This is a genomic window from Streptosporangium sp. NPDC023825, assembly GCF_040639575.1.
Classification (GTDB): domain Bacteria; phylum Actinomycetota; class Actinomycetes; order Streptosporangiales; family Streptosporangiaceae; genus Streptosporangium.
On the sequence record NZ_JBFAAE010000063.1, the window covers coordinates 3,459 to 25,925 of the forward strand.

Annotated in this window: 20 protein-coding genes and 1 riboswitch; of the genes, 15 read left to right on the forward strand and 5 right to left on the reverse strand. The window is 71.3% G+C overall.

Features of this window, described 5'->3' with window-relative positions; all coding sequences use genetic code 11:
- Positions 1–117: 117 nt before the first annotated feature.
- Both AB0G15_RS35625 and AB0G15_RS35630 read right to left on the reverse strand, forming a co-directional pair.
- Positions 118–1,911 (reverse strand): ABC transporter substrate-binding protein, encoded by a 1,794-nt coding sequence (locus tag AB0G15_RS35625; protein WP_362848677.1) that lies wholly within the window; start codon positions 1,909–1,911, stop codon positions 118–120.
- Between the two features lie 18 nt (positions 1,912–1,929).
- Positions 1,930–2,931, reverse strand: coding sequence for an ABC transporter permease (locus tag AB0G15_RS35630; protein WP_362848680.1), 1,002 nt, complete (start codon positions 2,929–2,931; stop codon positions 1,930–1,932).
- 343 nt (positions 2,932–3,274) lie between these two features.
- On the opposite strand from AB0G15_RS35630, the gene AB0G15_RS35635 reads away from it, so the two are divergent.
- From AB0G15_RS35635 to AB0G15_RS35660, 6 genes are all read left to right on the forward strand, one after another.
- Entirely contained in the window at positions 3,275–4,090 is an 816-nt protein-coding gene (locus AB0G15_RS35635) for an oxygenase MpaB family protein (RefSeq protein ID WP_362848683.1), read from the forward strand.
- 130 nt (positions 4,091–4,220) lie between these two features.
- A riboswitch (FMN riboswitch) is annotated at positions 4,221–4,351 on the forward strand.
- 466 nt (positions 4,352–4,817) lie between these two features.
- On the forward strand, positions 4,818–5,462 hold the full coding sequence (locus tag AB0G15_RS35640; protein WP_362848685.1) for a riboflavin synthase: 645 nt from the start codon (positions 4,818–4,820) through the stop codon (positions 5,460–5,462).
- A gap of 143 nt (positions 5,463–5,605) precedes the next feature.
- A complete protein-coding gene (locus AB0G15_RS35645; RefSeq protein WP_362848688.1) occupies positions 5,606–6,823 on the forward strand; it encodes a bifunctional 3,4-dihydroxy-2-butanone-4-phosphate synthase/GTP cyclohydrolase II in 1,218 nt (405 codons plus the stop codon).
- Positions 6,824–6,881: 58 nt separating this feature from the next.
- Positions 6,882–7,352 carry a 6,7-dimethyl-8-ribityllumazine synthase gene (gene ribH, locus AB0G15_RS35650; protein WP_362676433.1) on the forward strand — a complete coding sequence of 157 codons (471 nt, stop codon included), beginning with the start codon at positions 6,882–6,884 and terminating at the stop codon, positions 7,350–7,352.
- 130 nt (positions 7,353–7,482) lie between these two features.
- Positions 7,483–7,941 (forward strand): PH domain-containing protein, encoded by a 459-nt coding sequence (locus tag AB0G15_RS35655; RefSeq protein WP_362848691.1) that lies wholly within the window; start codon positions 7,483–7,485, stop codon positions 7,939–7,941.
- 316 nt (positions 7,942–8,257) lie between these two features.
- Positions 8,258–10,492, forward strand: a complete 2,235-nt coding sequence (locus AB0G15_RS35660; RefSeq protein ID WP_362848694.1) for a glycoside hydrolase family 9 protein — start codon at positions 8,258–8,260, stop codon at positions 10,490–10,492.
- 102 nt (positions 10,493–10,594) lie between these two features.
- Here AB0G15_RS35660 and AB0G15_RS35665 read toward each other — a convergent pair whose 3' ends face one another.
- Positions 10,595–11,263, reverse strand: a complete 669-nt coding sequence (locus AB0G15_RS35665; protein WP_362848697.1) for a TrkA family potassium uptake protein — start codon at positions 11,261–11,263, stop codon at positions 10,595–10,597.
- Positions 11,256–12,596 carry a potassium transporter TrkG gene (locus tag AB0G15_RS35670; protein ID WP_362848700.1) on the reverse strand — a complete coding sequence of 447 codons (1,341 nt, stop codon included), beginning with the start codon at positions 12,594–12,596 and terminating at the stop codon, positions 11,256–11,258. The genes AB0G15_RS35665 and AB0G15_RS35670 overlap by 8 nt, the downstream gene beginning before the upstream one ends.
- 205 nt (positions 12,597–12,801) lie before the next feature.
- Here AB0G15_RS35670 and AB0G15_RS35675 point away from each other — a divergent pair, with 205 nt between their 5' ends.
- From AB0G15_RS35675 to AB0G15_RS35690, 4 genes are all read left to right on the forward strand, one after another.
- A complete protein-coding gene (locus AB0G15_RS35675) occupies positions 12,802–13,698 on the forward strand; it encodes a MoxR family ATPase (protein WP_362848703.1) in 897 nt (298 codons plus the stop codon).
- Between the two features lie 166 nt (positions 13,699–13,864).
- The gene (locus AB0G15_RS35680) at positions 13,865–14,935 is read left to right on the forward strand and encodes a VWA domain-containing protein (protein WP_362848771.1); all 1,071 of its coding nucleotides are present in this window, start codon (positions 13,865–13,867) and stop codon (positions 14,933–14,935) included.
- Positions 14,928–16,034 (forward strand): XdhC family protein, encoded by a 1,107-nt coding sequence (locus AB0G15_RS35685; protein ID WP_362848707.1) that lies wholly within the window; start codon positions 14,928–14,930, stop codon positions 16,032–16,034. The genes AB0G15_RS35680 and AB0G15_RS35685 overlap by 8 nt, the downstream gene beginning before the upstream one ends.
- Positions 16,035–16,096: 62 nt before the next feature.
- Entirely contained in the window at positions 16,097–16,747 is a 651-nt protein-coding gene (locus AB0G15_RS35690; protein ID WP_362848773.1) for a nucleotidyltransferase family protein, read from the forward strand.
- Here the strand turns inward: AB0G15_RS35690 and AB0G15_RS35695 are convergent.
- On the reverse strand, positions 16,727–17,620 hold the full coding sequence (locus tag AB0G15_RS35695) for an endonuclease/exonuclease/phosphatase family protein (RefSeq protein WP_362676419.1): 894 nt from the start codon (positions 17,618–17,620) through the stop codon (positions 16,727–16,729). The two genes, AB0G15_RS35690 and AB0G15_RS35695, sit on opposite strands and share 21 nt — an antisense overlap.
- 202 nt (positions 17,621–17,822) lie before the next feature.
- On the opposite strand from AB0G15_RS35695, the gene AB0G15_RS35700 reads away from it, so the two are divergent.
- The 5 genes from AB0G15_RS35700 to AB0G15_RS35720 all read left to right on the forward strand — a co-directional run bounded on the left by AB0G15_RS35700 (position 17,823) and on the right by AB0G15_RS35720 (position 22,444).
- A complete protein-coding gene (locus tag AB0G15_RS35700; RefSeq protein WP_362848710.1) occupies positions 17,823–18,863 on the forward strand; it encodes an LLM class F420-dependent oxidoreductase in 1,041 nt (346 codons plus the stop codon).
- 219 nt (positions 18,864–19,082) lie between these two features.
- Complete coding sequence (locus tag AB0G15_RS35705) at positions 19,083–20,231, forward strand: aminopeptidase P family protein (RefSeq protein ID WP_362848713.1); 1,149 nt, start codon at positions 19,083–19,085, stop codon at positions 20,229–20,231.
- 25 nt (positions 20,232–20,256) lie between these two features.
- On the forward strand, positions 20,257–20,817 hold the full coding sequence (efp, locus tag AB0G15_RS35710; RefSeq protein WP_362848715.1) for an elongation factor P: 561 nt from the start codon (positions 20,257–20,259) through the stop codon (positions 20,815–20,817).
- A complete protein-coding gene (gene nusB, locus AB0G15_RS35715; protein ID WP_362848718.1) occupies positions 20,817–21,227 on the forward strand; it encodes a transcription antitermination factor NusB in 411 nt (136 codons plus the stop codon). Before efp ends, nusB begins: the two co-directional genes overlap by 1 nt.
- Positions 21,228–21,685: 458 nt before the next feature.
- Positions 21,686–22,444 (forward strand): methyltransferase domain-containing protein, encoded by a 759-nt coding sequence (locus AB0G15_RS35720; protein ID WP_362848721.1) that lies wholly within the window; start codon positions 21,686–21,688, stop codon positions 22,442–22,444.
- The last annotated feature ends 23 nt before the right edge of the window (positions 22,445–22,467 follow it).

The following is a 22,467-nucleotide window of genomic DNA, read 5'->3' on the forward strand; positions in this document are numbered from 1 at the left end:
TTGGGGGGGGGGGGGGGGCCGGGGGGGGGGGGGGCGGCCGGGGGCGGGGGGGGGGGGGGGGCTCCCCCCCCCCCCGCCCCCCCCCGGCCGCCGGTTCTCCTACGGTTTCGCGAGCCGCTACGGCTTCACGAAGATGCTGTTGGGCGAGACGACCCACGACTGCGGGTCGATCTCGGCGCCCCCGACCTTGGAGCCGTGAAGGGTGTTGGCGATCTTGTTCTCGGCGACGACCAGCGGGGTGATCGTCTCCTGGATCTTCTTGTCCAGCGCCATCCACGCCTTGTTCTGGGCGTCGATGTCGGTCATCGCGGTGATCTCCTCCATCTCCTTGGTGATGGCCTCGTCCTTCAGGTGCGAGTAGTTCGGCGCACCGTCGGCGATCGGGCCGAAGATGACGGGCAGGACCGTCGTGCCGGACGGCCAGTCGGCGCCCCAGCCACCCCAGTAGAGGTCGAACTCGTTCTTCACCTTGCCGATGGAGTCGTAGTAGGTCTTACGGTCCAGGGGCTTGACCACGACCTTGATGCCGGCCTTCTCCAGGGCGTTCTTGATCACGACGGTGACCTGCTCCTGGACGGGCGTCTGGTTGTAGGCGTAGACGATGGTCGGCGTCGGGTTGGTCGACTCGGCGAGCAGCTGCTTGGCCTTCTCGACGTCACCCTCGGGCTTGGCCGCCTTGCCGAACAGGTCGTAGGACTCGTAGCCGACCGTGGTGTTCTCGTTCAGGATCGTGGTGGGCAGCGCCGCCGCGGCCGGGCCGCCCATGACCTGCTGGATCTGCTTGGACGGCCACACGTGGTTGATGGCCTGGCGGATCTTGATGTCCTTCACCCGGTCAAGGTTGAAGTAGTAGTAGTTGCCGTACGGCGAGGGGCTCTTCATCAGTCGGGGGGCCAGGCTGGCGTCGCCGAGAACCTGCTGCAGACGCTCCGGCGGGACAATCGCGTAGAAGGTGAACGCGGTCTGGTCCGGGCCGGTGTCGGCGATCAGGCGGTCGGTGATCTGCAGGTTCTCCTGGCCGAACTCCAGGCGCCACTTGTCGGGGTAGGCGCCGCGGATCGGGTCGGTGGCCGGGTCCCAGTTCGGGTTGCGCTCCAGCTCCATCGACTTGTCGACGACGTGGCTCTTGATGATGTACGGGCCGCTGGAGACGGGCTTCTTGTCGTACGCCTCCTTGGTGTCCTTCTCCTTGGGCACGATGCCGTAGCCGCCCATGGCGAAGGCGTAGTTGGCGTCGGCGTGCGGCGACTTGAACTTGTAGACGATCGTCTTGTCGTCCGGCGTCTCGATGCTGTCAAGACGCTTGCCGTCGTACGGGCCCTGGTAGGCCTTCTTGTGGTCGACCTCGGTCAGCCACTGCTGGATGTAGGTCGGGCCCTGGGTGACGAACGGGGCGAACGTCCGCTCCATGCTCCACTTCACGTCCTCGGACGTGATCGGGGTGCCGTCCTCCCACTTCACGCCGTCCTTGAGGGTGAAGGTCCAGGTCTTGCCACCCTCGGACGAGGTGCCGGAGTCGGTGGCCAGGTCGCCGACCAGCTTGTAGTCGCCGGGGCCGACGCGCTTGTAGCCGGTCAGGGTACGGCCGATGAGCAGGCCGAAGTTCGACATGGTGTTGACGTAGACCTGGGCGGGGTCGAGGTGGCCGATGTCGTCACGGTCGATCATCGTGACGGTGCCGCCCTTGACGACGCCCTCGGGCTCGATGGCCGGGCCCTTGGAGTCGTCGGCCGTGCCGACGGTGATCGTCGGCGGCTTGTAGGACGCCGCGGGGGCCGGCGCGCCGGACTCGCCGGACGCCGCGCCGCTGGGGGCCGCGGGCGCGCCCTGGTTGCCCTGGGCGCAGGCACCGGTGAGTGCGAGCGCGCCTATGGCGAGGACGGCCATCGCTGACCGCGTACGGACTTTCATCTTTCTCCTATTTCCGATCTAGCGCTTGAGCTTGGGGTCGAAGGCATCGCGGACCGAGTCACCCAGGAGGTTGAACGCGATCACGAAGATCAGGAGGGCGACACCGGGGAAAATCAGATAGGTGATGTCGTTCTGATAGATCTCGGTGCCGCGGCGGAACATGCGGCCCCAGTCGGGGATGGGCTCGATCATGCCGACGCCCAGGAAGGAGAGCGCCGCCTCGGCCGTCACCAGCGCGGGCAGCAGCAGCGTCGACTGGATCAGGATCGGGGTCCAGAGGTTCGGCAGCAGCTCCTTGAAGACGATCCTGGCGGGGGAGGCCCCGGTGACCTTCGCGGCCTCGACGAACTCCCGCTCGCGCAGGGAGAGCACCTGGCCGCGCAGCAGGCGCGCGAGGCCGGCCCACTGGAACACGGTCAGCGCGATCACCAGGGTGACCGCCCGCAGCCAGATCGGCGTCTCCTCGTCCGGCCTGACGAACAGGTTCTCCACGACCGGCATGAACGCGATGATGAAGAGCACCGAGGGGAACGACAGGACGATGTCGATCAGGCGGCCGATGAAGTAGTCGGTCTTGCCTCCGGCGTACCCGGCGACGATGCCCATCACGATGCCGATCGCCGTCGCGATGATGGTCGCGGTCACCGCGATCGACAGGGAGGTCCTGATCCCGTAGACGAGCTGGGTGAACACGTCGCGGCCCAGGCCGGGTTCGATGCCGAACCAGAACTCCGAGCTGATGCCGCCGTTGGGCAGGACCGGGTAGCCGTAGTCGTTCAGCAGGCCCGGCATGTCCTGGCCGTACAGGACGTAGGGGTCCTTGCCGTACAGCCAGGCGATGACCGGCGCGAGGAGCGCGACCAGGAAGAAGAAGATCACCACCGCGGCCGAGACGATGCCGGTCCGGTCGCGTCGGAAGCGCAGCCACATCAGCTGCCCGGGGGAGCGGCCCACCGTCTCCGGTGTCTTCGCCGCCAATACCTCCCCGGTCGTGGTCGTGGCTGGTGCAGGGATGGTCATCGTGCGGAGGCTCCCAACGAGCATGACTGAGCGGGATCCCTGGAACCATTGCAAAACAGTCCATGACAATCAATGGCCTGGTCATTACTCATTTTTTTGTTGTATAACGTCCACCTGTTTGTGGCTGCAATTCCGTTGACGTGGACAGGGGGTGACGTGGGATGATAGGGCTCCCGAAGGCCGGTATTCACGGATTTGTGACACATCCATGACGTGCCCGTGACGGCTTTGTCCGGGTATGGCCCTGCTTATGTCACAAGCCCGATACAGTGTTACAGGCTTAATACACGGGGTGTGTCCGGCCGCCTCGCGGGGTAACCCTCCACTTGCCGGGAGGTGGAGCATGGATCACGGCCTGTTCGGACCCGATTCGGTGACCTGGAAGGTGATGGGCGAGCCGATCCTGCTCGTCGGGGGCTTCCGCGCGCTGCTCATGCAGGGCCTGCACCCCCGGGCGATGCGCGGGGTCGCCCAGAACTCCTCGCTCATGGATCCGGCCGAGGCGTGGTCCCGCTTCGTGCGCACCACCGAGTTCGTCCGGGTGCGCACCTACGGCACGACCGAGGAGGTCGCCCGCGCCGGGGCCAGGGTCAGGAAGATCCACGCGAGTCTCACCGCCCTCGACCTCGACACCGGCGAGCGGTTCCGCCTCGACGACCCCGACGCGCTGCTCTGGGTCCACGTCGGCGAGGTCGACTCCTACCTGTCGGTGGCCCGGCGCGCGGGAGTGCGCCTGACGGACGAGGAGGCCGACAGGTTCGTCGCCGAGTGGCGCCGCGCCGCCGAGGTGGTCGGCCTGTGCCCCGAGGACGTGCCCGGCTCGGTCGGCGAGATGGACGACTACATCCGGGCCTGCCGGCCCGGCCTCTACTTCGCCCCCGAGGTGCCCCACCCGCTCCGGCGGTCGCTCAACGCGCCGCTGCCGGTCCGCCTGACCCCGCTCAAGCCGATGTTCCCCATGCTCACCGTGCTCGCCTTCGCGACCCTGCCGCGCTGGGCCCGCAGGTTGTACGGCCTGCCCGCGACCCCGCTGGGCGACCTGTGCGCGACGGCCTCCCTGCGGGCCCTGCAGACCGGGATCGGCCTGGTGCCCGCGCCGGTGCGCTACTCCCCGGACGCGCGAAGGGCGCGGAAGGCGGTCGCCGAGCACGCGGCGTGATCACACCAAGTGCCCGCTCGTTCCACATCGTGGAAGGTGTGCCGTCCGGTTTTCCGGACATGGCACACTGGTAGTGGTAGTGGAGGGTGAACCGTCCTCGGTGCGCCCTCCGCGAGAACAAGAGACAGAGCAGCGTGCTCCGGGGTCGGTGAAATTCCGAGCCGGCGGTTACAGTCCGCGACCCGGTCGAAGCCATCGACCGGTTGACCTGGTGAAACTCCAGGACCGACGGTTAAAGTCCGGATGGGAGGAAGCGCGCGAGCGGAGAGTGTCTTCGGGCACCCTCCGCTGATCGGGTGTATGCACCCGTTGATCCCCCGGGGCCCGCCGTGGCAAAAAGCTACTGGCGAGTAGGAGACCTCGGGTGACTGATCCGGCGCGGACGCGCCAAGCGGTCGGGCGCGCCCCTCACGGGCGCGGCGCCGTCGGCCCCCACCAATCCCCACATTCCCCGCATTCCCCGTCCGGCCGCACCCGGTCCGGGCGCAGCGGCACATCCCTCTTTTCCGGCGTGCCCCGCCTTCCCGGCGCACGCCCTTCCGGGCCCCGTGTTCCCGGACCTCGTGTTCCCGGACCCTGGGCGTCCTTTCCCCGCCCGGCCGTCCGGGTGGTCCCCCCTTCCGGGCCGCGTACTTCCGGGTCCCGCGTTCCCGGGTCCCGCGTTCCCAGGTCCCGGACAACCTCCCCGTGCCCGGCCGTCCGGGCGATCCCCCAGAAGGAGCTGTGAATGTTCACCGGAATCGTCGAAGAACTGGGAGAGATCGCCGGGATCGAGCCGCTGAGCGACGCGGCCCGGCTGTCGATCCGCGGCAGGACGGTCACCGCGGACGCCGGGCACGGTGACTCGATCGCCGTCAACGGCGTCTGCCTGACCGTGGTGGACGTCGCGGGTGAGGTGTTCACCGCCGACGTGATGAAGGAGACCCTCGACCGCAGCTCCCTCGGCGCGCTGAGCCCCGGCTCCCCGGTCAACCTGGAGCGCGCGGTCCGCGCCGACCAGCGGCTGGGCGGCCACATCGTGCAGGGCCACGTGGACGGGACGGGCGTCCTGCTGTCGCGGGAGCCCGCCGAGCACTGGGAGGTCGTCCGGATCTCCCTTCCGCCGGACCTCGACCGCTACGTGGTCGAGAAGGGCTCGATCGCGGTCGACGGCATCAGCCTGACCGTCATGAGCGTGGGCTCCGGCGGTTTCGAGGTCAGCCTGATCCCCACCACCCTGAGCCTGACCACCCTCGGCGCGAAGCGGCCGGGCGACCCGGTGAACCTCGAGGTCGACGTGATCGCCAAGCACGTGGAGAAACTCGTCGGCGCGTACGCCCCGGCCGGTGGGCCCGCCCGGGACGCCGCGACGGATCAGGGGGAAAGGCTGTGAACCACCTCGCAACGGAGTCCGAGGCCGCCGAGGCCGGGAGCCTTCGGAGAGACAGCACCGTGAGCACCGGAAGCGCCGGCCGGGCGCGTCAGCCGGCCCGAGGAGTGCCGGCCGAGGGCCGTGCTCGTCATCGAGGAGACCTTGTGATCAAGCTGGACCCGATCGAGCGGGCGATCGCCGACATCCGCGAGGGCAGGGCCATCGTGGTCGTCGACGACGAGAACCGCGAGAACGAGGGCGACATCATCTTCGCCGCCTCCAAGGCCACCCCCGAACTGCTGGCCTTCACCATCCGGCACAGCAGCGGCGTGGTCTGCGTGCCGATGCGCGGCGAGGACCTCGACAGGCTCGGCCTGCCGCTGATGGTGTACGACAACAAGGAGCGCCTGCGCACCGCGTACACGATCAGCGTGGACGCCAGGGACGGGGTGAGCACCGGCATCTCCGCCGCGGACAGGGCCCGCACGATCCGTACCCTGGCCGACTCGGCGACCGAGCCGTCCGAGCTGGTACGGCCGGGGCACGTCTTCCCGCTCCGCTACCGGGAGGGCGGCGTGCTGGCCCGGCGCGGCCACACCGAGGCGTCCGTGGACCTGGCCAGGCTCGCCGGGCTGAGCGAGGCGGGCGTGCTCGCCGAGGTCGTCAACGACGACGGCACCATGATGCGGCTGCCGGAACTGCGCGACTTCTGCGACGAGCACGACCTGGCGCTCGTCTCGATCGAGCAGCTGGTGGAGTTCAGGCGCCGGAGCGAGCGGATGGTGACCAGGGTCGCCGAGACGCGGCTGCCGAACAGGTACGGCGAGTGGCGGGCCTACGGCTTCGCGAGCTCGCTGGACGGCGGCGAGCACCTGGCCCTGGTCCTCGGCGACATCGAGGACGGCGAGAACATCATGGTCCGGGCGCACTCCGAGTGCCTGACCGGCGACGTGCTCGGGTCGCTGCGGTGCGACTGCGGGGTGCAGCTCGACCACGCCATGTCGCGGATCGCGGAAGAGGGACGGGGCGTGGTCGTCTACCTGCGCGGGCACGAGGGGCGCGGGATCGGCCTGCTGGCCAAGCTCAGGGCGTACAGCCTCCAGGACAACGGCAGCGACACCGTCGACGCCAACCTGGAGCTCGGGCTGCCGGTGGACGCCCGGGAGTTCTCCAACGCCGGGCAGATCCTCGCCGACCTGGGCGTGAAGTCGGTGCGGCTGCTTACCAACAACCCGGCCAAGCTGCGCGGCATGGACGGCTACGGCATCAAGGTGCTCGGCCGCGAGCCCATGCCGGTGGCGATGAACCCGTACAACGAGAAATACCTGTCGGCCAAGCGCGACCGCCTCGGCCACGAGATTCCCAGGGAAGAAGAAGCATGAGTGAGCGAGCGGGTCGGCCGGAGCGGGACGGCCGCACGAGCGGGTACGGGGTGATCGCGTGAGCGGGGACGGGAGGCCGGTGGCCGAGGCCGTCGAGGCCGGGGGGCTGACCGTCGGCGTCGTCGCCGCCCGCTGGCACGAGAAGATCACCGATCAGCTCGTGGCGCGGGCCGAGCAGGCCGGGCGGGACAGCGGCGCGGAGGTGACCGTGGTGCGGGTGGCCGGATCGCTGGAGATCCCGGTCGTGGCGCAGGTCCTGGCCAGGAAGTACGACGCGGTCGTCGCCCTCGGGGTCGTGATCCGCGGCGAGACCCCCCACTTCGACTACGTGTGCGACTCCGTCACCTCGGGCCTGACCCGGATCTCCCTCGACGAGGAGGTCCCGGTCGGCAACGGCGTGCTGACCTGCGAGTCCCTCGACCAGGCCCTCGACAGGGCGGGGCTGCCCGGCAGCCACGAGGACAAGGGCTACGAGGCCACCGTCGCCGCCCTCGGGACGGCGCTGCTGCTGCGGGAGCTCCGCGCCTAGCGCCGCCGTACGGGCCCCGCCGTGCCTTGTGATCGGCCCGGCGGGGCCGTGCGGTAGGTTTCCCTCGGCACCGTGACCAGCCGTCGCAGCCGTTCCGACCGGTGGTTTCCCGAAGGATCGTGATCTGAGAGTGAGCCCGGAGAGCGTCTCCCCGCCCCCGTTGCCCGTCGTGTGGCGGCCCAGGAAGGGCCGGATCGCGGCATACGGCTTCGCGGGCCTGATCATGCTCGGCGCGGTGCTGATGGCGGCCTTCCTGTCCGAGCCGTTCACCCTGGCCGACAGGCTCGCGATGGTCGGGCTGGGCGGGGTGGTCGCCTGGGTCCTGCACCTGCTGGGGCGGGTCCGGGTGGAGGCAGACGAGGAGGGGGTCACCGTCGTCAACCCGCTGCGGGTGCATCGCTACGAGTGGCCCGAGGTGCTCGGGGTCTCCCTGATCGACCACGAGCCCTGGGCGAAGATCGACTTCGCCGACGGGGCCACGGTCGGCGCGATGGGCCTGCAGGGGTCGGAGAAGGAGCGCACGGTCCGTCAGGTCCGCGAGCTCGCCGCCCTCATCAGGGAGCGTGGCGAGGCGTCGGAGACCCGCTGAGCCGCCGTACAGGGGCTCAGTGCCCTTGAACCGCCGGGCCCGCCGGGCCTTCTCGGGAGTCCCGGCGCCGGCCGGCTTGGCGACGGGCGCGAGCGTGACCTCCTGGCGAGGACGCGGGGATGCGTGCGGATCGTGGGAAAAGCGGTCACGCCGAGATCCTGCGAATCGCCGAAACCCGTGAAAGTTACACGGTCGTTCGCCGGAAGCATCGCTTCGAGCTGCACGAAACGCCTTCCTCGATGACGGCGGCTGTCTTTTTCCGGCCTGAGGGTTCCAAGATGCGAAGCCCACGCAGTACAGGCCGAGAGGACTCCACGTGAACACGTCAGGCCGGATTCGGCTGTCGGCGGCGGCGCTGGCCGCGGCCCTGGCCGCGGCATCGATCACCGCGGTCGTCACCACAGGAACCGCCAACGCCCTCGTCCGACCGGCGCTCGGCCAGAACATCAAGGTCAACCAGGTCGCCTACGCGCCCGGCGCGGCCAAGCAGGCGACCGTGATCAGCAACTCGAACTCGCCGCTGGCCTGGAGCCTGCTGGACGGTTCCGACCAGGTGGTGGCCGGCGGCACCACGACCGTCTTCGGCGCCGACTCCGCCTCCGGCGACTCCGTCCACAAGATCGACTTCTCGTCCTACACCGGGACCGGCACCAACTACGTGCTCACCGTGAACAACGAGGCAAGCCACCCCTTCGACATCGGCACCACGGCCTGGAAGAAGCTGCCCTACGACGCGCTGGCGTTCTTCTACCACCAGCGCAGCGGCATCGCGATCACCTCCCAGTACGCCGGCGGCAACCAGTACGCCCGCGCCGCCGGCCACCTGAACGTCTCCCCCAACCAGGGTGACAACAACGTGCCGTGCCGCAGCGACTGCGGCTACCGGCTGGACGTGCGCGGCGGCTGGTACGACGCCGGCGACCACGGCAAGTACGTGATCAACGGCGGCATGTCCGCCTGGCAGCTGGTCAACACCTACGAGCGGGCCAGGAACGTCCCCGGCGCCGACACCGGAGCCTTCGCCGACGGCACCATGTCCATCCCCGAGCGCGGCAACGGCGTGCCCGACATCCTGGACGAGGCCCGCTGGGAGATCGACTTCCTGCTGAAGATGCAGGTCCCGGACGGCCGCCCGCTGGCCGGCATGGCCCACCACAAGATCCACGACACCGAGTGGACCGGGCTGCCGCTGCTGCCCGCCCAGGACCCCCAGGCCCGGGTGCTGTCGCCGCCCAGCACCGCCGCCACCCTGAACCTGGCCGCCGCGGCCGCCCAGTGTGCCCGGGTGTGGGCCTCCATCGACTCCGCGTTCTCCGCCCGCTGCCTGACCGCGGCCGAGAAGGCCTACACCGCGGCCAAGGCCAACCCCTCGCGGTTCGCCCCGGCCTCAGACGGCACCGGCGGCGGCTCCTACGCCGACGGCAAGGTGACCGACGAGTTCTACTGGGCCGCCGCCGAGCTGTACGCCACCACCGGCAAGCAGGCCTACCGCACCGACCTGACCTCCTCCTCGCTGTACTACGGGCGCAGTTTCACCAACGAGGGCGCCATGTGGGCGGAGGTCGGCAGCCTGGGCGACATCACCCTGGCGCTGGTGCCCAACGGCCTGACCGCTTCCATCGGCCAGCAGCTACGGGCCTCCTTCGTCTCGGCCGCCGACGGCCTGCTGAACGTGATGCGCGGCCAGGGGTACCCGGTGCCCTTCCGGTCGTCCGGCGGCGGCTACATCTGGGGGTCCAACAACCTGATCCTCAACAACGCCGTCGTGCTGGCCCTGGCCCACGACTTCTCCGGCGCCGAGCGGTTCCGCGCCGGGGTGTTCGAGACGATGGCGTACGAGCTCGGCCGCAACCCGACGGGCTACTCCTACGTCACCGGCTACGGCGACAAGCCCTCCCGCAACGTCCACCACCGGTTCTGGGCCAACCAGCTCAACTCCGCCCTGCCCATCGCGCCGCCCGGCGCCCTGGCCGGCGGCCCCAACAGCGGCCTGGAGGACCCGGTCGCCCAGCAGCGCCTCAGCGGCTGCCGGCCGCAGAAGTGCTACCTGGACGACATCGACGCCTGGTCGGTGAACGAGGTCGCCGTCAACTGGAACGCGGTCCTGGCCTGGGTCGCCGCCTGGACGGCCGAAAAGTCCGGCACCGACGGCCCCACCCCCACCCCGACTCCCACGCCGACGCCGACCCCGACCCCGACCCCGACGCCCACCCCGACCCCGACGCCGACCCCGACTCCGGGCGGAAAGGCCTGCGCCGCGACCTACACCGTCACCAACCAGTGGTCCGACGGCTTCGGAGCCAACGTCGAGGTGAAGAACACCGGCACCGCCGCGCTCACCGGCTGGACCGTCGCGTGGACCTTCCCCAGCGGCCAGACCATCACCCAGCTGTGGAGCGGCTCGCACACCGCGAGCGGCTCGGCCGTCACCGTGGCCAACCTGTCCTGGAACGGCGCGCTGTCTTCGGGAGGCACCACCTCCTTCGGCTTCAACGGCGCCTGGTCCGGGGCCAACACCGCCCCCGCCGGGGTGACCTGCACCGCCCGGTAGGCGGCGCGGCGGGAACCCGCCGGTGCGCGACGGAACCGAGTTCCGGTCCGCACCGGCGCGGTCCCGCGCTCAGGTCTCCTCGGCGAACAGCTCGGCCTTGGCTCAGGTCTCCTCGGCGAACCGCTCGGCCTTGTCGGTCTCGCCCGCCACGAGCAGGGTGTCGCCGCCGTGGATCACCGTGTCGGAGGTGGCGTACGTGAACCTGCCGCCGGGTTTCTTGATCCCGACCACGGTGACCCCGTACTCGCTGCGGATGCCCAGGCTGCCCAGGCTCTTGCCGTCCGCCCAGCGGGGCGCCATGGTCTTGATCATGGCGTAGTCCTCGTCGACCTCCACGTAGTCGAGCATCCGCCCGGTGACGAGGTGCGCGACCCGCTCGCCCATGTCGTGCTCGGGCTGCACCACGTGGTGCGCGCCGACCCGCTGCAGGATCCGGCTGTGCTGCAGGCTGATCGACTTGGCCCAGATGTCGGTCACCTCCAGGTCGGCCAGGATCGAGGTGGTCAGGATGCTCGCCTCGATGTCGGTGCCGATGCCGACGACGGCCCGCCCGAACTCCCCGATGCCCAGCTGTTCGAGCGCGTCGGGATCGGTGGAGTCGGCGCACACCACGTGGGTGAGCCGCCCGGAGAACTGCTGCACGTTCTTGGGGTCGCTGTCGACGCCGAGCACCTCGACGTCGCGGCCCACCAGCTCCACCGCCAGCGCGCCGCCGAACCGGCCGAGACCGATCACCACGACCGCGTCGCCGCGGTTCCTCTTGTCAACCAACGAGGGGACGCTCCTCCGGATATCGGAACCGACGGGTCTGTACGTGCAGCGCCAGCGCGGCGCCCAGGGTCACCGGGCCGAGCCGCCCGACGAACATCAGAAGGGTCAGGATCAGGTGTCCCAAGGTGCCGACGTCGGCGGTGATCCCGGTCGACAGCCCGACCGTGCCGAAGGCCGAAATCACCTCGAACAGTACGCGGTCCAGCTTGAACGGGGTCACCGTCATCATCGCGAACGTGCCCACGGCGACCGACGCCACACTCAGCAGGGCGATCGTCAGCGCCTGCCGCTGCAGCTGCTCGGGGATGCGGCGGCGGCCCGCCGAGACGTCGGGCTCGCCGCGCAGCTCGGCCAGGATCACGAACCCGAGGAGCGCGAACGTCGTCACCTTGATGCCGCCCCCGGTGCTCGCGCTGCCCGCTCCGATGAACATCAGCACGTCGCTGATCAGCCAGGAGTTCTCGCTCATCTGGGAGGTGTCCACGGAGTTCAGGCCGCCGCTTCGGGTCATCGCGCTGTGGAACAACCCGGCCATGATCCGCAGGCCGGGGGAGAGGCCGCCCATCGTGCCGGGGTTGTTCCACTCGGTGGCGGTGATGGCCACCGCCCCGCCGAATAGCAGGACGGTGGTCATCCCCAGCGTGATCTTGGCGTGCAGCGTCCAGCGCGCCGGGCGGCGCCAGTTCTGCCGCAGCACGGCGTAGACGGGGAAGCCGAGACCTCCGGCGACCACCGCCGTGATGAGCGGGAGGCAGACCCACGGGTCGGCGACGAACCTCATCATGCTGTCCGGCCAGAGCGCGAACCCGGCATTGGTGAATGCCGAGATCGCATGAAAAATCCCGTAATAGACGGCCCGGCCGACCGGTTCCCCGTACCCGATCACGAAGCGGGTGGCGAGCACCGCGGCGGTCAGCGCCTCGGCGACCAGCGTGACCTTGGCGACCCCCACGATCACCCGTCGTACGTCGCCGGGACCGAGGGTCTTGGTCTCGGCCTGGGTGTTGAGGCGGGCGCGCAGGCCGAGCTTCCCTGAGACGATCACCGCGAGGATCGAGGAGAGCGTCATGATCCCGAAGCCGCCGATCTGCATCAGCACCAGGAGCACGATCTCACCGAAGAGCGACCAGTGCGTCGCCGTGTCGTGCACGGCGAGCCCGGTCACGCACACCGCGGAGGTGGCGGTGAACAGGGCCGACGTCCACGAGGCGCTCTGGCCCCCCTCGACCGCGACCGGCAGCGACAGCAGCCCCGTACCGGTGAGGACCACGGCCAGGAACGCCAGCACGACGACTCTGGACGGGGTGTTGATCTGGTCGAGCAGGTTCTTCACAGGGGGTGACAATACTTCTTCGCGGGAGAGAGGTGGCGTTCCCGCCGGATTCCCGCCCGGCTCCCGCCGGCCCACCGGTTTCCGGGACCTCGTGGGCCACCCGCCGCGAACCCGGCACCGGCGTGCCGCGGGGTTTCCCGAGAACGCCGGATCCGGGGACGGTGTGATCACGCGAGGACCCGGCCGCCGGGCGTAGCCTGAGGTGGTGGTGAGGCGGACAATCGAGGCATCCGATGTGGAGTCGCCCGCGCGGCTGGCGGAACTGCTCGACGAGCGGTCGTACCTGGCCGGTGCTGGGCTCGCCACGGCGGCCTTCCTCGCGCTGCGGATGGGCCGCCCGCTGCTGCTCGAGGGCGAGGCCGGAGTCGGCAAGACCGAGCTGGCCAGGACCCTGGCCGAGGTGCTCGGGGCGCCGCTGATCCGCCTGCAGTGCTACGAGGGGCTCGACGCCTCCCAGGCGCTCTACGACTGGGACTTCGCCCGCCAGCTCCTGCACCTGAAGGCGGCGGAGGCGGGCGGTGTCACCGACGCCGCCCGGCTGGAGGGCGAGGTCTACGACCGGCGGTTCCTGATCGCAAGGCCGCTGCTGAGGGCGATCGAGACCCAGCCCGCGGTGCTGCTCATCGACGAGGTCGACCGGGCCGACGTGGAGTTCGAGGCGATCCTGCTGGAGGTGCTCTCGGACTTCGCGATCTCCGTCCCCGAACTCGGCACGATCCGCGCCGCGCGGCCGCCGGTGGTCGTGCTGACCTCCAACCGCACCCGCGAGGTGCACGACGCGCTGAAGCGGCGCTGCCTCTACCACTGGCTGGAGCACCCCACCTTCGAGCGGGAGGTGGCGATCCTGCGCAGGCGGCTCCCCGAGTGCTCGGGCAGCCTGGCCGAGCAGGTGGCCACGGCGACGGGACGGCTCCGCGAGGCCGATCTGATCAAGCCGCCGGGGATCGCCGAGACCCTCGACTGGACCGAGGCGCTCCTGGCCCTCGGCGCCCGCGAGCTCGACCCCGACGTGGCGGCCGCCTCGCTGGGCGCCCTGCTCAAGCACAGGGAGGACCACGAGACGGTGCTCGGGAACGGATTCTTCGGTGCGTCCCGGCGCTGACGGCCCTCCCCCCGCCGGAGTGCCCTCCGCCGCCGCGGAGGGTTCCCCCGCGACGGGGGTCCCCTCCGCCACGGGGGTTCCCGCCCCGGCCTCCCAGGCTTCCCCGACCTCCCCTGCCCCGGCCCGGGAAGCCCGGGCCGGGGCAGGGGAGGACCTGGTGGCGGTCATGACCGGTTTCGCCAGGACCCTGCGGGCCGCGGGGGTGCCCGCCGACCACGAGCGGACCCAGAACCTGCTGCGCGCGCTGTCCCACCTGGACGCCTCCAGACCCGACGACGTCTACTGGGCGGGCCGCGTCACGCTGTGCGCCTCGGCCGACGACCTGCCCCGCTACGACCGGGTCTTCCGGGCCTACTTCGGGGGGCTGCGCGCGGGCCGCGCGAGAGCGGCGGCGGTCACCGTCACCCGGCACACCGCGGCGCCGCCGGAGGTACGCCCCGACCGGGGGGAGAGCGGCGGGCCCCCGGCCCTCGCGGCGGCCGCGAGCGCGACGGAGGTGCTGCGCACCAGGGACGTGGCCGTGATGACGGCGGCGGAGCTCGCCGAGGCGCACCGGCTGCTCGCCCTGCTGCGGACGGGCAGGGAACGGCGCGCGTCGCGGCGCTTCCGGCCCGCCCGCAGGGGGCGGCTGGACGGCAGGGCGACCATCCGCGAGACCCTGCGCAGGGGCGGGGAGACGGCCGGGCTGCGCCACCGCGCGCACCGGACCAGGCCCCGCAGGGTCGTGCTGCTGATCGACGTCAGCGGTTCCATGACCCCGTACGCGGACACGCTGCTCCGGCTCGCCCACGCGCTGGTCAGGTCGGAGCCGAGGGCCACCGAGGTGTTCAGCGCGGGCACCCGGCTCACCCGGCTCACCTCCGAGCTGCGCCACCGCGACCCGGCGGCCGCGATGGCCGCCGTCTCCCGGGCCGTCCCCGACTGGAGCGGCGGCACCCGCCTGGGTGAGGAGCTCCGGCGGTTCCTGGCGCTGAACGACGCGGCGGGAGCGGTGGTGGTGATCGCCTCCGACGGGTGGGAGCGCGACGACGTCTCGCTGCTGGGGGCGGAGATGGCCCGGCTGTCCAGGACGGCCCACCGGGTGATCTGGGTGAACCCGCACAAGGGCCGGGAGGGCTACGAGCCGCTCACCGCCGGGATGCGGGCCGCCCTTCCCCACATCGACGACTTCGTGGCCGGCCACAGCCTGGCCGCGTTCGAGGAACTGGCGAAGCTGCTGGGAGGCGCGCATGCGTGACGTGTTGTCACAGATCCTGAGGTGGTGGGAGGCGGGAGAGACGTTCGGCCTGGCCACCGTGGTCGACACCTTCCGCAGCGCGCCCCGCCCGCCGGGGGCGTCCATGGCGGTGCTCGGCGAGGAGGCCGAGGGCAGCGTCTCGGGAGGCTGCGTCGAGGGCGCCGTCTACGAGCTGGCCCGGGAGGTGGTCTCCTCGGGAGTGCCCGTCCTGCAGCGGTACGGCGTGAGCGACGACGAGGCCTACTCCGTCGGGCTGACCTGCGGCGGCATCCTGGACATCTTCGTCGAGCCCGTCTCGAAGGAGACCTTCCCCGAACTGGGGGCGGTCGCCGCCTCGGTGCTGCGGCGCGAGCCGGTGGCGGTGGCGACCGTCCTGTCGGGGCCGGGCGTGATCGGCACCCGCCGGGTCATCTGGCCGGACCGCTCCTCCGGCTCGCTGGGCGTGACCCGGCTGGACGACGCGGTGGACGACGACGTCCGGGGCATGCTGGCGCAGGGGCTGACGGGCGTGCGCAGGTACGGGGCGCGGGGACAGCGGCGGCTCGACGAGCTGCCGGTCTTCGTGCAGTCCTTCGCGCCGCCGCCCCGGATGCTGGTCTTCGGCGCGATCGACTTCGCCGCCGCGGTCGCCAGGGTCGGCAAGTTCCTCGGCTACCACGTGGTCGTGTGCGACGCCCGGCCGGTCTTCACCACGGCCAAGCGCTTCCCCGAGGCCGACGAGGTGATCGTCAAGTGGCCGCACGACTATCTCACCTCGACCGTCGTGGACGAGCGGACCGCGATCTGCGTGCTCACCCACGACCCCAAGTTCGACGTCCCCCTGCTCGAGGTCGCCCTGCGCACCCCGGCGGGCTACGTCGGCGCGATGGGCTCGCGCCGCACGCACGAGGACCGGCTGGCCAGGCTCGCCCAGGCGGGCCTGGGGGAGGCCGAGCTGAAGAGGCTCCGCTCGCCGATCGGGCTGGACCTGGGCGCGCGTACGCCCGAGGAGACGGCGATCTCCATCGCCGCCGAACTGATCCAGCTGCGCTGGGGCGGCTCCGGCCGGCCGCTGACCGACGGTTCCGGCAGGATCCACGGCGAGGGGCCGGGCGCGTGAGCGAGGAGGCGGAGACACCGGCCGGGGACGGGGGAGAGGGCGCCGGGAGCCCCGCGGAGGAGATCCCCGCGGGACCGGCGGGCGGGCGCCCGCCGAGCGCCGGGCTGCTGCTGGCCGCCGGGTCGGGCTCGCGGCTCGGCACTCCCAAGGCGCTGGTGGAGTTCCGCGGGGAGCGGCTGGTGGACCGGGGGATCAGGACGCTCCACGACGGCGGCTGCCGTCCCGTGGTCGTGGTGCTCGGCGCGGCCGCCGTACGGGTGCGGGGAGCGGTGAGCGTCCACAACCCGAGGTGGGACTCGGGCATGGGCTCCTCGCTCAGAGCCGGCCTGGACGCGATCCCCGAGACCGCCGAGCACGTGGTGATCGCCCTGGTGGACCAGCCGTTCGTCGGCCCGCGGGCGGTGCGGCGGCTCATCGACGCGGCGGCGGGGGGCGCCTCGGTCGCCGTCGCCACCTACGGCGGCGCGCGGCGCAATCCGGTGCTGATCGCCAGGGAGCACTTCGGGGAGGTCGCCCGGCTCGCGACCGGCGACGCCGGCGCCCGCCCGTTCCTGAGGGCCCATCCCGAACTGGTGGTCGCGGTCCCCTGCGACGACGTCGCCGACCCCGCCGACATCGACACCCCGGCCGACCTGTCCGCGCTCCTGGCCGCCCGGGCTCCCGGGTTTCCGGACGGCCCGGCGGCCGGGAGGCTAGGCGGCCAGGCGCAGTGAGGCGACGGCCGCGCGGTGGTCGCTGCCCGCGGCCCGCTCGACGCCCGCCCTGGTGGCGACCATGCCGCGGTAGAGGATGTGGTCGGGCCGGGTGACGGGGAAGGACGCGGGCCAGGTGAAGCCGAATCCCGTACCGGCCTCCTGCTGGGCGTCCGACAGCGGCGGCACCAGGCCGGAGCGCTTGCGGTCGGTGGTGGCGGTGTTGAGGTCGCCGAGCAGCAGCAGGTGCTCGCTGTCGTCCCTGTCGATCATCCTGCGGGCGTAGGAGAGGGTCTCGTCGCGCTGGGCGGTCTGGCCGGGCCGGGCGGAGGCGAGGTGCATGACGTACACGGTCAGCCTGCCCTTGGGGGTGACGACCACCGCGCGCAGCGCCCGCGCCCAGTCGAGGCCGATGTCGGCCTTGCGGGCCTCGGCGATCGGGAACCGGCTCCACAGGCCCACCGTGGCGATCCGGTAGCGGTGGGGGAAGCGATCGTTGAGGACCTTCGCCGCGGGGCCGCCGGCGGTCAGCTCCTGCACCGCGACCAGGTCGCGGTCCCTGGAGACGGACCGTATGGCGTCGGCGGAGTCGGCGTTGGTCGCGCCGACGTTGAGCGTGGCGACCGACAGGTCGCTGGGCCCGCCCGGCGGGCTGCGCAGCAGCGTCGGGCCGAACATCAGGCCCCACACGGTCGCCGGGACCATCGCGGCGAGGATCACCTGCCACGAGCGGGTGGCCAGCGCGCAGACCAGCAGGACCGGTACGGCGACCCCGAGCCAGGGCAGGAGGCTCTCCAGCACGGGTGTGAAACCGCCCAGCTCCGGCAGGAGCCGATGCCCCCCGAGGATCAGGGCGAGCGCTCCCGCCGTCACGATGATCGACCGCCTCAGCACATCGCTCCTCGTCCACCCTCCGGCGGTCACCTGCCCCCGGAACGCCAGCCATTCCGGGGTCCCCTACCCCGGAATGCGTAGGCTACCGGCCCGGCGGCGGCGGCGCGGGGCTTGGTGCTTCGGCGGTGAGTCGATAACCTTTGTTGCCGAGACAACGGAACAACATTCGGTTTCGTCGGCACCGCGGAAGGACGATCTCACGATGCGCATCGGTATGGCCCTGAACTACTCGGGGGGCTTCAAGGAGACGGTGGCCGAGCTGGCCGACTACGAGAAGGCCGGTCTCGACATCGTCTTCGTCGCCGAGGCATACAGCTTCGACGCGGTCAGCCAGCTGGGCTACATCGCCGCCAGGACCGAGAGACTGCAGATCGCCTCCGGCATCCTGCCGATCTACTCCCGCACCCCCGCCCTGCTGGCCATGACCGCCGCGGGCCTGGACTACGTCTCCGACGGCCGCTTCACCCTCGGCCTGGGCGCCTCGGGCCCGCAGGTCATCGAGGGCTTCCACGGCGTCCCGTACACCGCGCCGCTCGGCCGCACCCGCGAGGTCATCGAGATCTGCCGCCAGGTCTGGCGGCGCGAGCGCCTGACCTACGAGGGCAGGCACTACACCGTCCCGCTCCCCGCCGGCCAGGGGACCGGCCTGGGCAAGCCGCTGAAGCTCATCAACCACCCGGTCCGCGACCGCATCCCCGTCGTGATCGCCGCCATCGGGCCCAAGAACGTCGAGCTGTCCGCCGAGCTGGCCGAGGGCTGGGAGCCGATCTTCTACGTGCCGGAGAAGGCCGCCGACGTGTGGGGCGCCTCCCTGGCGGCGGGCAAGGCGAAGCGGGACCCGGCGCTGGGCGAGCTGGACGTGGTCGCGCAGGCCTCGCTGGCCATCGGCGACGACGTCTCGGGCTGGCTGGAGCTGGGCCGCCCGATGGCGGCCCTCTACATCGGCGGGATGGGCGCCAAGGGCAAGAACTTCTACAACGACCTCGCCCGCAGGTACGGCTACGAGAAGGAGGCCGAGCAGATCCAGAACCTCTACCTGGAGGGCAAGAAGGACGAGGCCGCCGCGCTCGTGCCGTACGAGCTGCTGGAGAAGATGTCCCTGATCGGACCCGAGGGGCACGTCCGCGAGCGCCTGCAGGCCATGCGCGAGTCGGGCGTCACGACCGTGAACGTCGCCCCGCTGGCCGGCACGCACGAGGAGCGCGTCCGGCTCATCGAGAAGGTCAGGGAACTCGCCTCCTGACCCGCCTCGCCGGCGGACGGGTACGCGGCCAGGGCGGGCGCGCGGCCAACGTGGGCGCTGCCGGCCTGGGCGCGAGGTCAAGGCGGGCGCGCGGCCGGCCTGGGCGCGGGGCCAGGGCGAGCGCGCGGCCAGAACCGGTGCGCCGCCAGGCGGGGGCGGCGGGACCGGGTGCGACCACGGTGGCGACATCCGGTCAAAGCGGTTAATAGCATGCGTGTCATGACCGCCACCCATGCCCGTCGCCGCGCGAACCTCGCGGCCCTGCTGCCCGCTCACGAGGCGGACGCGATCCTGGTCACCGGCGGCGTGAACGTGCGTTACCTGACCGGCCTGGCCAGCTCCAACGCGGCCGTCCTGGTGCGGGCGGACGCCACCGCCACGCTGGCCACCGACTCCCGCTACATCGGGGCCGCCCGGCGCGTCTGCGACGACATCGAGGTGGTCGAGGAGTCCGACGTCGCCGGGGCCCTGCTGCCGGCGAGCGGCCGTACGGGCATCGAGTCCGACCACATGTCCGTCGCCGGCTACTTCCGGCTGGGCGGGGAGTCCCCGCGCCTGTCCGGGGTGGTGGAGTCGGTGCGCATGGTCAAGGACGACGCCGAGCTCGACCTGATCCGCACCGCGTGCGAGATCACCGACCGCGCCTTCGCCGAGGTCCTGCCCGGGCTGCGCCCGGGGCTGACCGAGAAGGAGGTCGCCAGGGCGCTGGAGCGCCACATGATCGAGCTGGGCGCGGACGGGCTCGCCTTCGACTCGATCGTCGCGAGCGGGCCCAACGGCGCGATCCCGCACCACTCGCCCGCGGACCGGCCGCTGGAGCGCGGGGACCTGGTCACCATGGACTTCGGGGCGCTGTACCGGGGCTACCACGCCGACATGACCAGGACCGTGGCGATCGGCGAGCCCGCGGGGTGGCAGCGCGAGCTGTACGACCTGGTCCAGGCCTCCCAGCGGGCCGGCCGCCTGGCCGCGAAGGCCGGCGCGGCGCTCCACGAGGTGGACGCCGCCGCCCGGGACCTGATCGGGGAGGCGGGGTACGGGGAGTTCTTCAGGCACGGCCTCGGCCACGGCGTCGGGCTGCAGATCCACGAGGCGCCGTTCCTGTCCCCGAGAAAGCCGGAGGACCGCCGGGGAAGGCCGGAGGACCGCCCCGGGGAGCCGGCGGACTCCCCGCAGCCGGAACGATCTTCGCGGGAGCCGGAGCGCGACCATGGGCACGCTAGACTTGAGGATCGAGTTCCGGTAACCGTTGAACCCGGGGTTTACCTTCCCGGCAGGGGCGGTGTCCGCATCGAGGACACGCTCGTGGTGCGCGACGGCGGGCCGGAACTTCTCACACGGACGACCAAAGAGCTGCTCGTCCTTTAAGAGCGGCCGTACGCAGGAGAGACTAGTGGCGACGACGAACGACCTCAAGAACGGCCTGGTGCTCAAGCTCGACGGCGGTGAGCTCTGGGCCGTCGTGGAGTTCCAGCACGTCAAGCCCGGCAAGGGCGGCGCGTTCGTCCGCACCAAGCTCAAGAACGTGCTATCGGGCAAGGTCGTCGACAAGACCTTCAACGCGGGCGTCAAGGTCGAGGTGGCCAACGTCGACAAGCGCGAGATGCAGTTCTCCTACATGGACGGCGACGACTACGTCTTCATGGACACCGAGAACTACGACATGCTCCACGTCACCAGGGTGGCGGTCGGCGACGCGGCCAACTACCTGCTGGAGAACATGCTGGCCACCGTGGCGATCAACGAGGGCAACGTCCTCTACGTCGACCTGCCCGCGGCCGTCGAGCTGATCGTCGCCGAGACCGAGCCCGGCCTCCAGGGCGACCGCTCCACCGGCGGCACCAAGCCCGCCACGCTGGAGACCGGCGCCGAGATCAAGGTGCCGCTCTTCATCACCACCGGCGAGAAGGTCAAGGTCGACACCCGCACCGGCGATTATCTCGGCCGCGCCTGATGTCGGCACGGGGTAAGGCGCGCAGGCGCGCGCTGGACATCCTCTTCGAGGCCGAGGCGCGCGGAGAGGACCCGCTCGGTGTTCTCGCCGAGCGCCTCGAACGGGCCGAGCCGCCCGTGAACGAGTACACCACGACGATCGTCGAGGGCGTGTGCCGGCACCGGGCACGCATCGACGAACTGATCACCACCTACTCCGAGGGCTGGACGCTCGACCGCATGCCTGCGGTCGACCGCAACCTCCTGCGCGGCGGCACCTACGAGCTGCTGTGGATGCCCGACGTCCCCGAGGGCGTCGTCATCAGCGAGTGGGTCAGCCTGGCCTCCGAGCTGTCGACCGACGAGTCGCCGCAGTTCGTCAACGGCCTGATGGCCCGTTTCAAGCAGCTCAAGCCGTCCCTGGCGCTCTAGCCGCCGCCACGGGGAGCCCGGAGCCCCGGTCTCCCCGCGCCGGCGCCACCTCCGCCGGAGGTGTCCCCTTTCCTCCGTGCTTGCCCGCGGGAGCGGTCCGCGCCCGGAAAAAGACTCGATCAAGCGCGAGTATGGATAAGTCCTTGGGCCGCGCCGGGGGGCGCGCGACGTAGGCTGGGCTTGTCGTTGGACATTCGGGGTGAACGCCCTGTCCTTCGGGCAAGAAGGAAACCCTTCTCGCCCTGTCGGTTCAACCCGTTAGGGTTGGGGTGTCCCGCGGCAGCCAGGTGGGACTTGTGGTCTCAAACGCGGCAGGGCGTGCCGTGTCTGCGCGGGGAGGCTTCGGGGTTGCCCGGGCCGGCGAACCGCGAACCGACAGACCCGACCGGCGGTCGGGTGCTGGAATCCGGGGCTCTCGGGCCGTGGAGGGCGTCAATGTACGAGGAGGCGATCTGAAGTTGCACGCCGTAGGCATCTCACGGCAGCCGGGCACTCCCGCGGTCCGCACAGCGGTCGTGTGGGACGTCCTGAGTGCCGTGCTGGCCGAGCGGGTGGCCGCGACAGGCCGTGAGCGGCTCGACATCGTCGACGCCGGAGGTGGCACGGGGGGTTTCGCCGTTCCCCTGGCCGACCTCGGGCACGCCGTGACGGTCGTCGACCCCAGTCCCGACTCGCTCGCCGCGCTGGAGCGCCGCGCGGCCGAGGCGGGGGTGGAGGTCCGCGCCCTGCAGGGCGACGCCGCGGACCTGGAGGAGCTGCTCCCGACCGGCGGCACCGACCTGGTGCTCTGCCACAGCGTGCTGGAGTACGTGGAGGACCCGGCCGGCGCGGTGAAGGCCATGGCCGGCCTGCTGCGCGAGGGCGGCGTGATCAGCGTCCTCGCCGCCAACCCGCTGGCCGCCGCGCTCCACCGCTCCATCGCCGGCAGGTTCGACGAGGCCCGCCAGGTGCTGGACGACCCCGAGGGCCGGTGGGGCGACCGCGACCCCACGCCCAGGCGTTTCACCCGCGAGGCCCTGGAGAGGCTCCTCGCCGTGACGGGCTTCGCGCCCGGCGAGGTCCACGGTGTGCGGGTCTTCGCCGATCTGGTGCCCAGCAGGCTGCTCGACGGCGAGCCCGGAGCCGCCCGCGCCCTGGTCGCCCTGGAGCAGGCGGCGGCGGCGCACCCGGTGCTCCGCGACATCGCGACCCAACTGCACGTGCTTGGCCACCGGTGAACGCCGCGTCGAACGCCTGTTCC

Excerpts from the sequence above, each read along its gene's own strand:
- AB0G15_RS35640 (WP_362848685.1), top strand. The coding sequence starts at position 4,818 with ATGTTCACCGGAATCGTCGAAGAACTGGGAGAGATCGCCGGGATCGAG.
- AB0G15_RS35685 (WP_362848707.1), top strand. The coding sequence starts at position 14,928 with ATGCGTGACGTGTTGTCACAGATCCTGAGGTGGTGGGAGGCGGGAGAG.
- AB0G15_RS35680 (WP_362848771.1), top strand. The coding sequence starts at position 13,865 with ATGACCGGTTTCGCCAGGACCCTGCGGGCCGCGGGGGTGCCCGCCGAC.
- AB0G15_RS35700 (WP_362848710.1), top strand. The coding sequence starts at position 17,823 with ATGCGCATCGGTATGGCCCTGAACTACTCGGGGGGCTTCAAGGAGACG.
- AB0G15_RS35635 (WP_362848683.1), top strand. The coding sequence starts at position 3,275 with ATGGATCACGGCCTGTTCGGACCCGATTCGGTGACCTGGAAGGTGATG.
- AB0G15_RS35630 (WP_362848680.1), bottom strand. The coding sequence starts at position 2,931 with ATGACCATCCCTGCACCAGCCACGACCACGACCGGGGAGGTATTGGCG.
- AB0G15_RS35705 (WP_362848713.1), top strand. The coding sequence starts at position 19,083 with ATGACCGCCACCCATGCCCGTCGCCGCGCGAACCTCGCGGCCCTGCTG.
- AB0G15_RS35625 (WP_362848677.1), bottom strand. The coding sequence starts at position 1,911 with ATGAAAGTCCGTACGCGGTCAGCGATGGCCGTCCTCGCCATAGGCGCG.
- nusB (WP_362848718.1), top strand. The coding sequence starts at position 20,817 with ATGTCGGCACGGGGTAAGGCGCGCAGGCGCGCGCTGGACATCCTCTTC.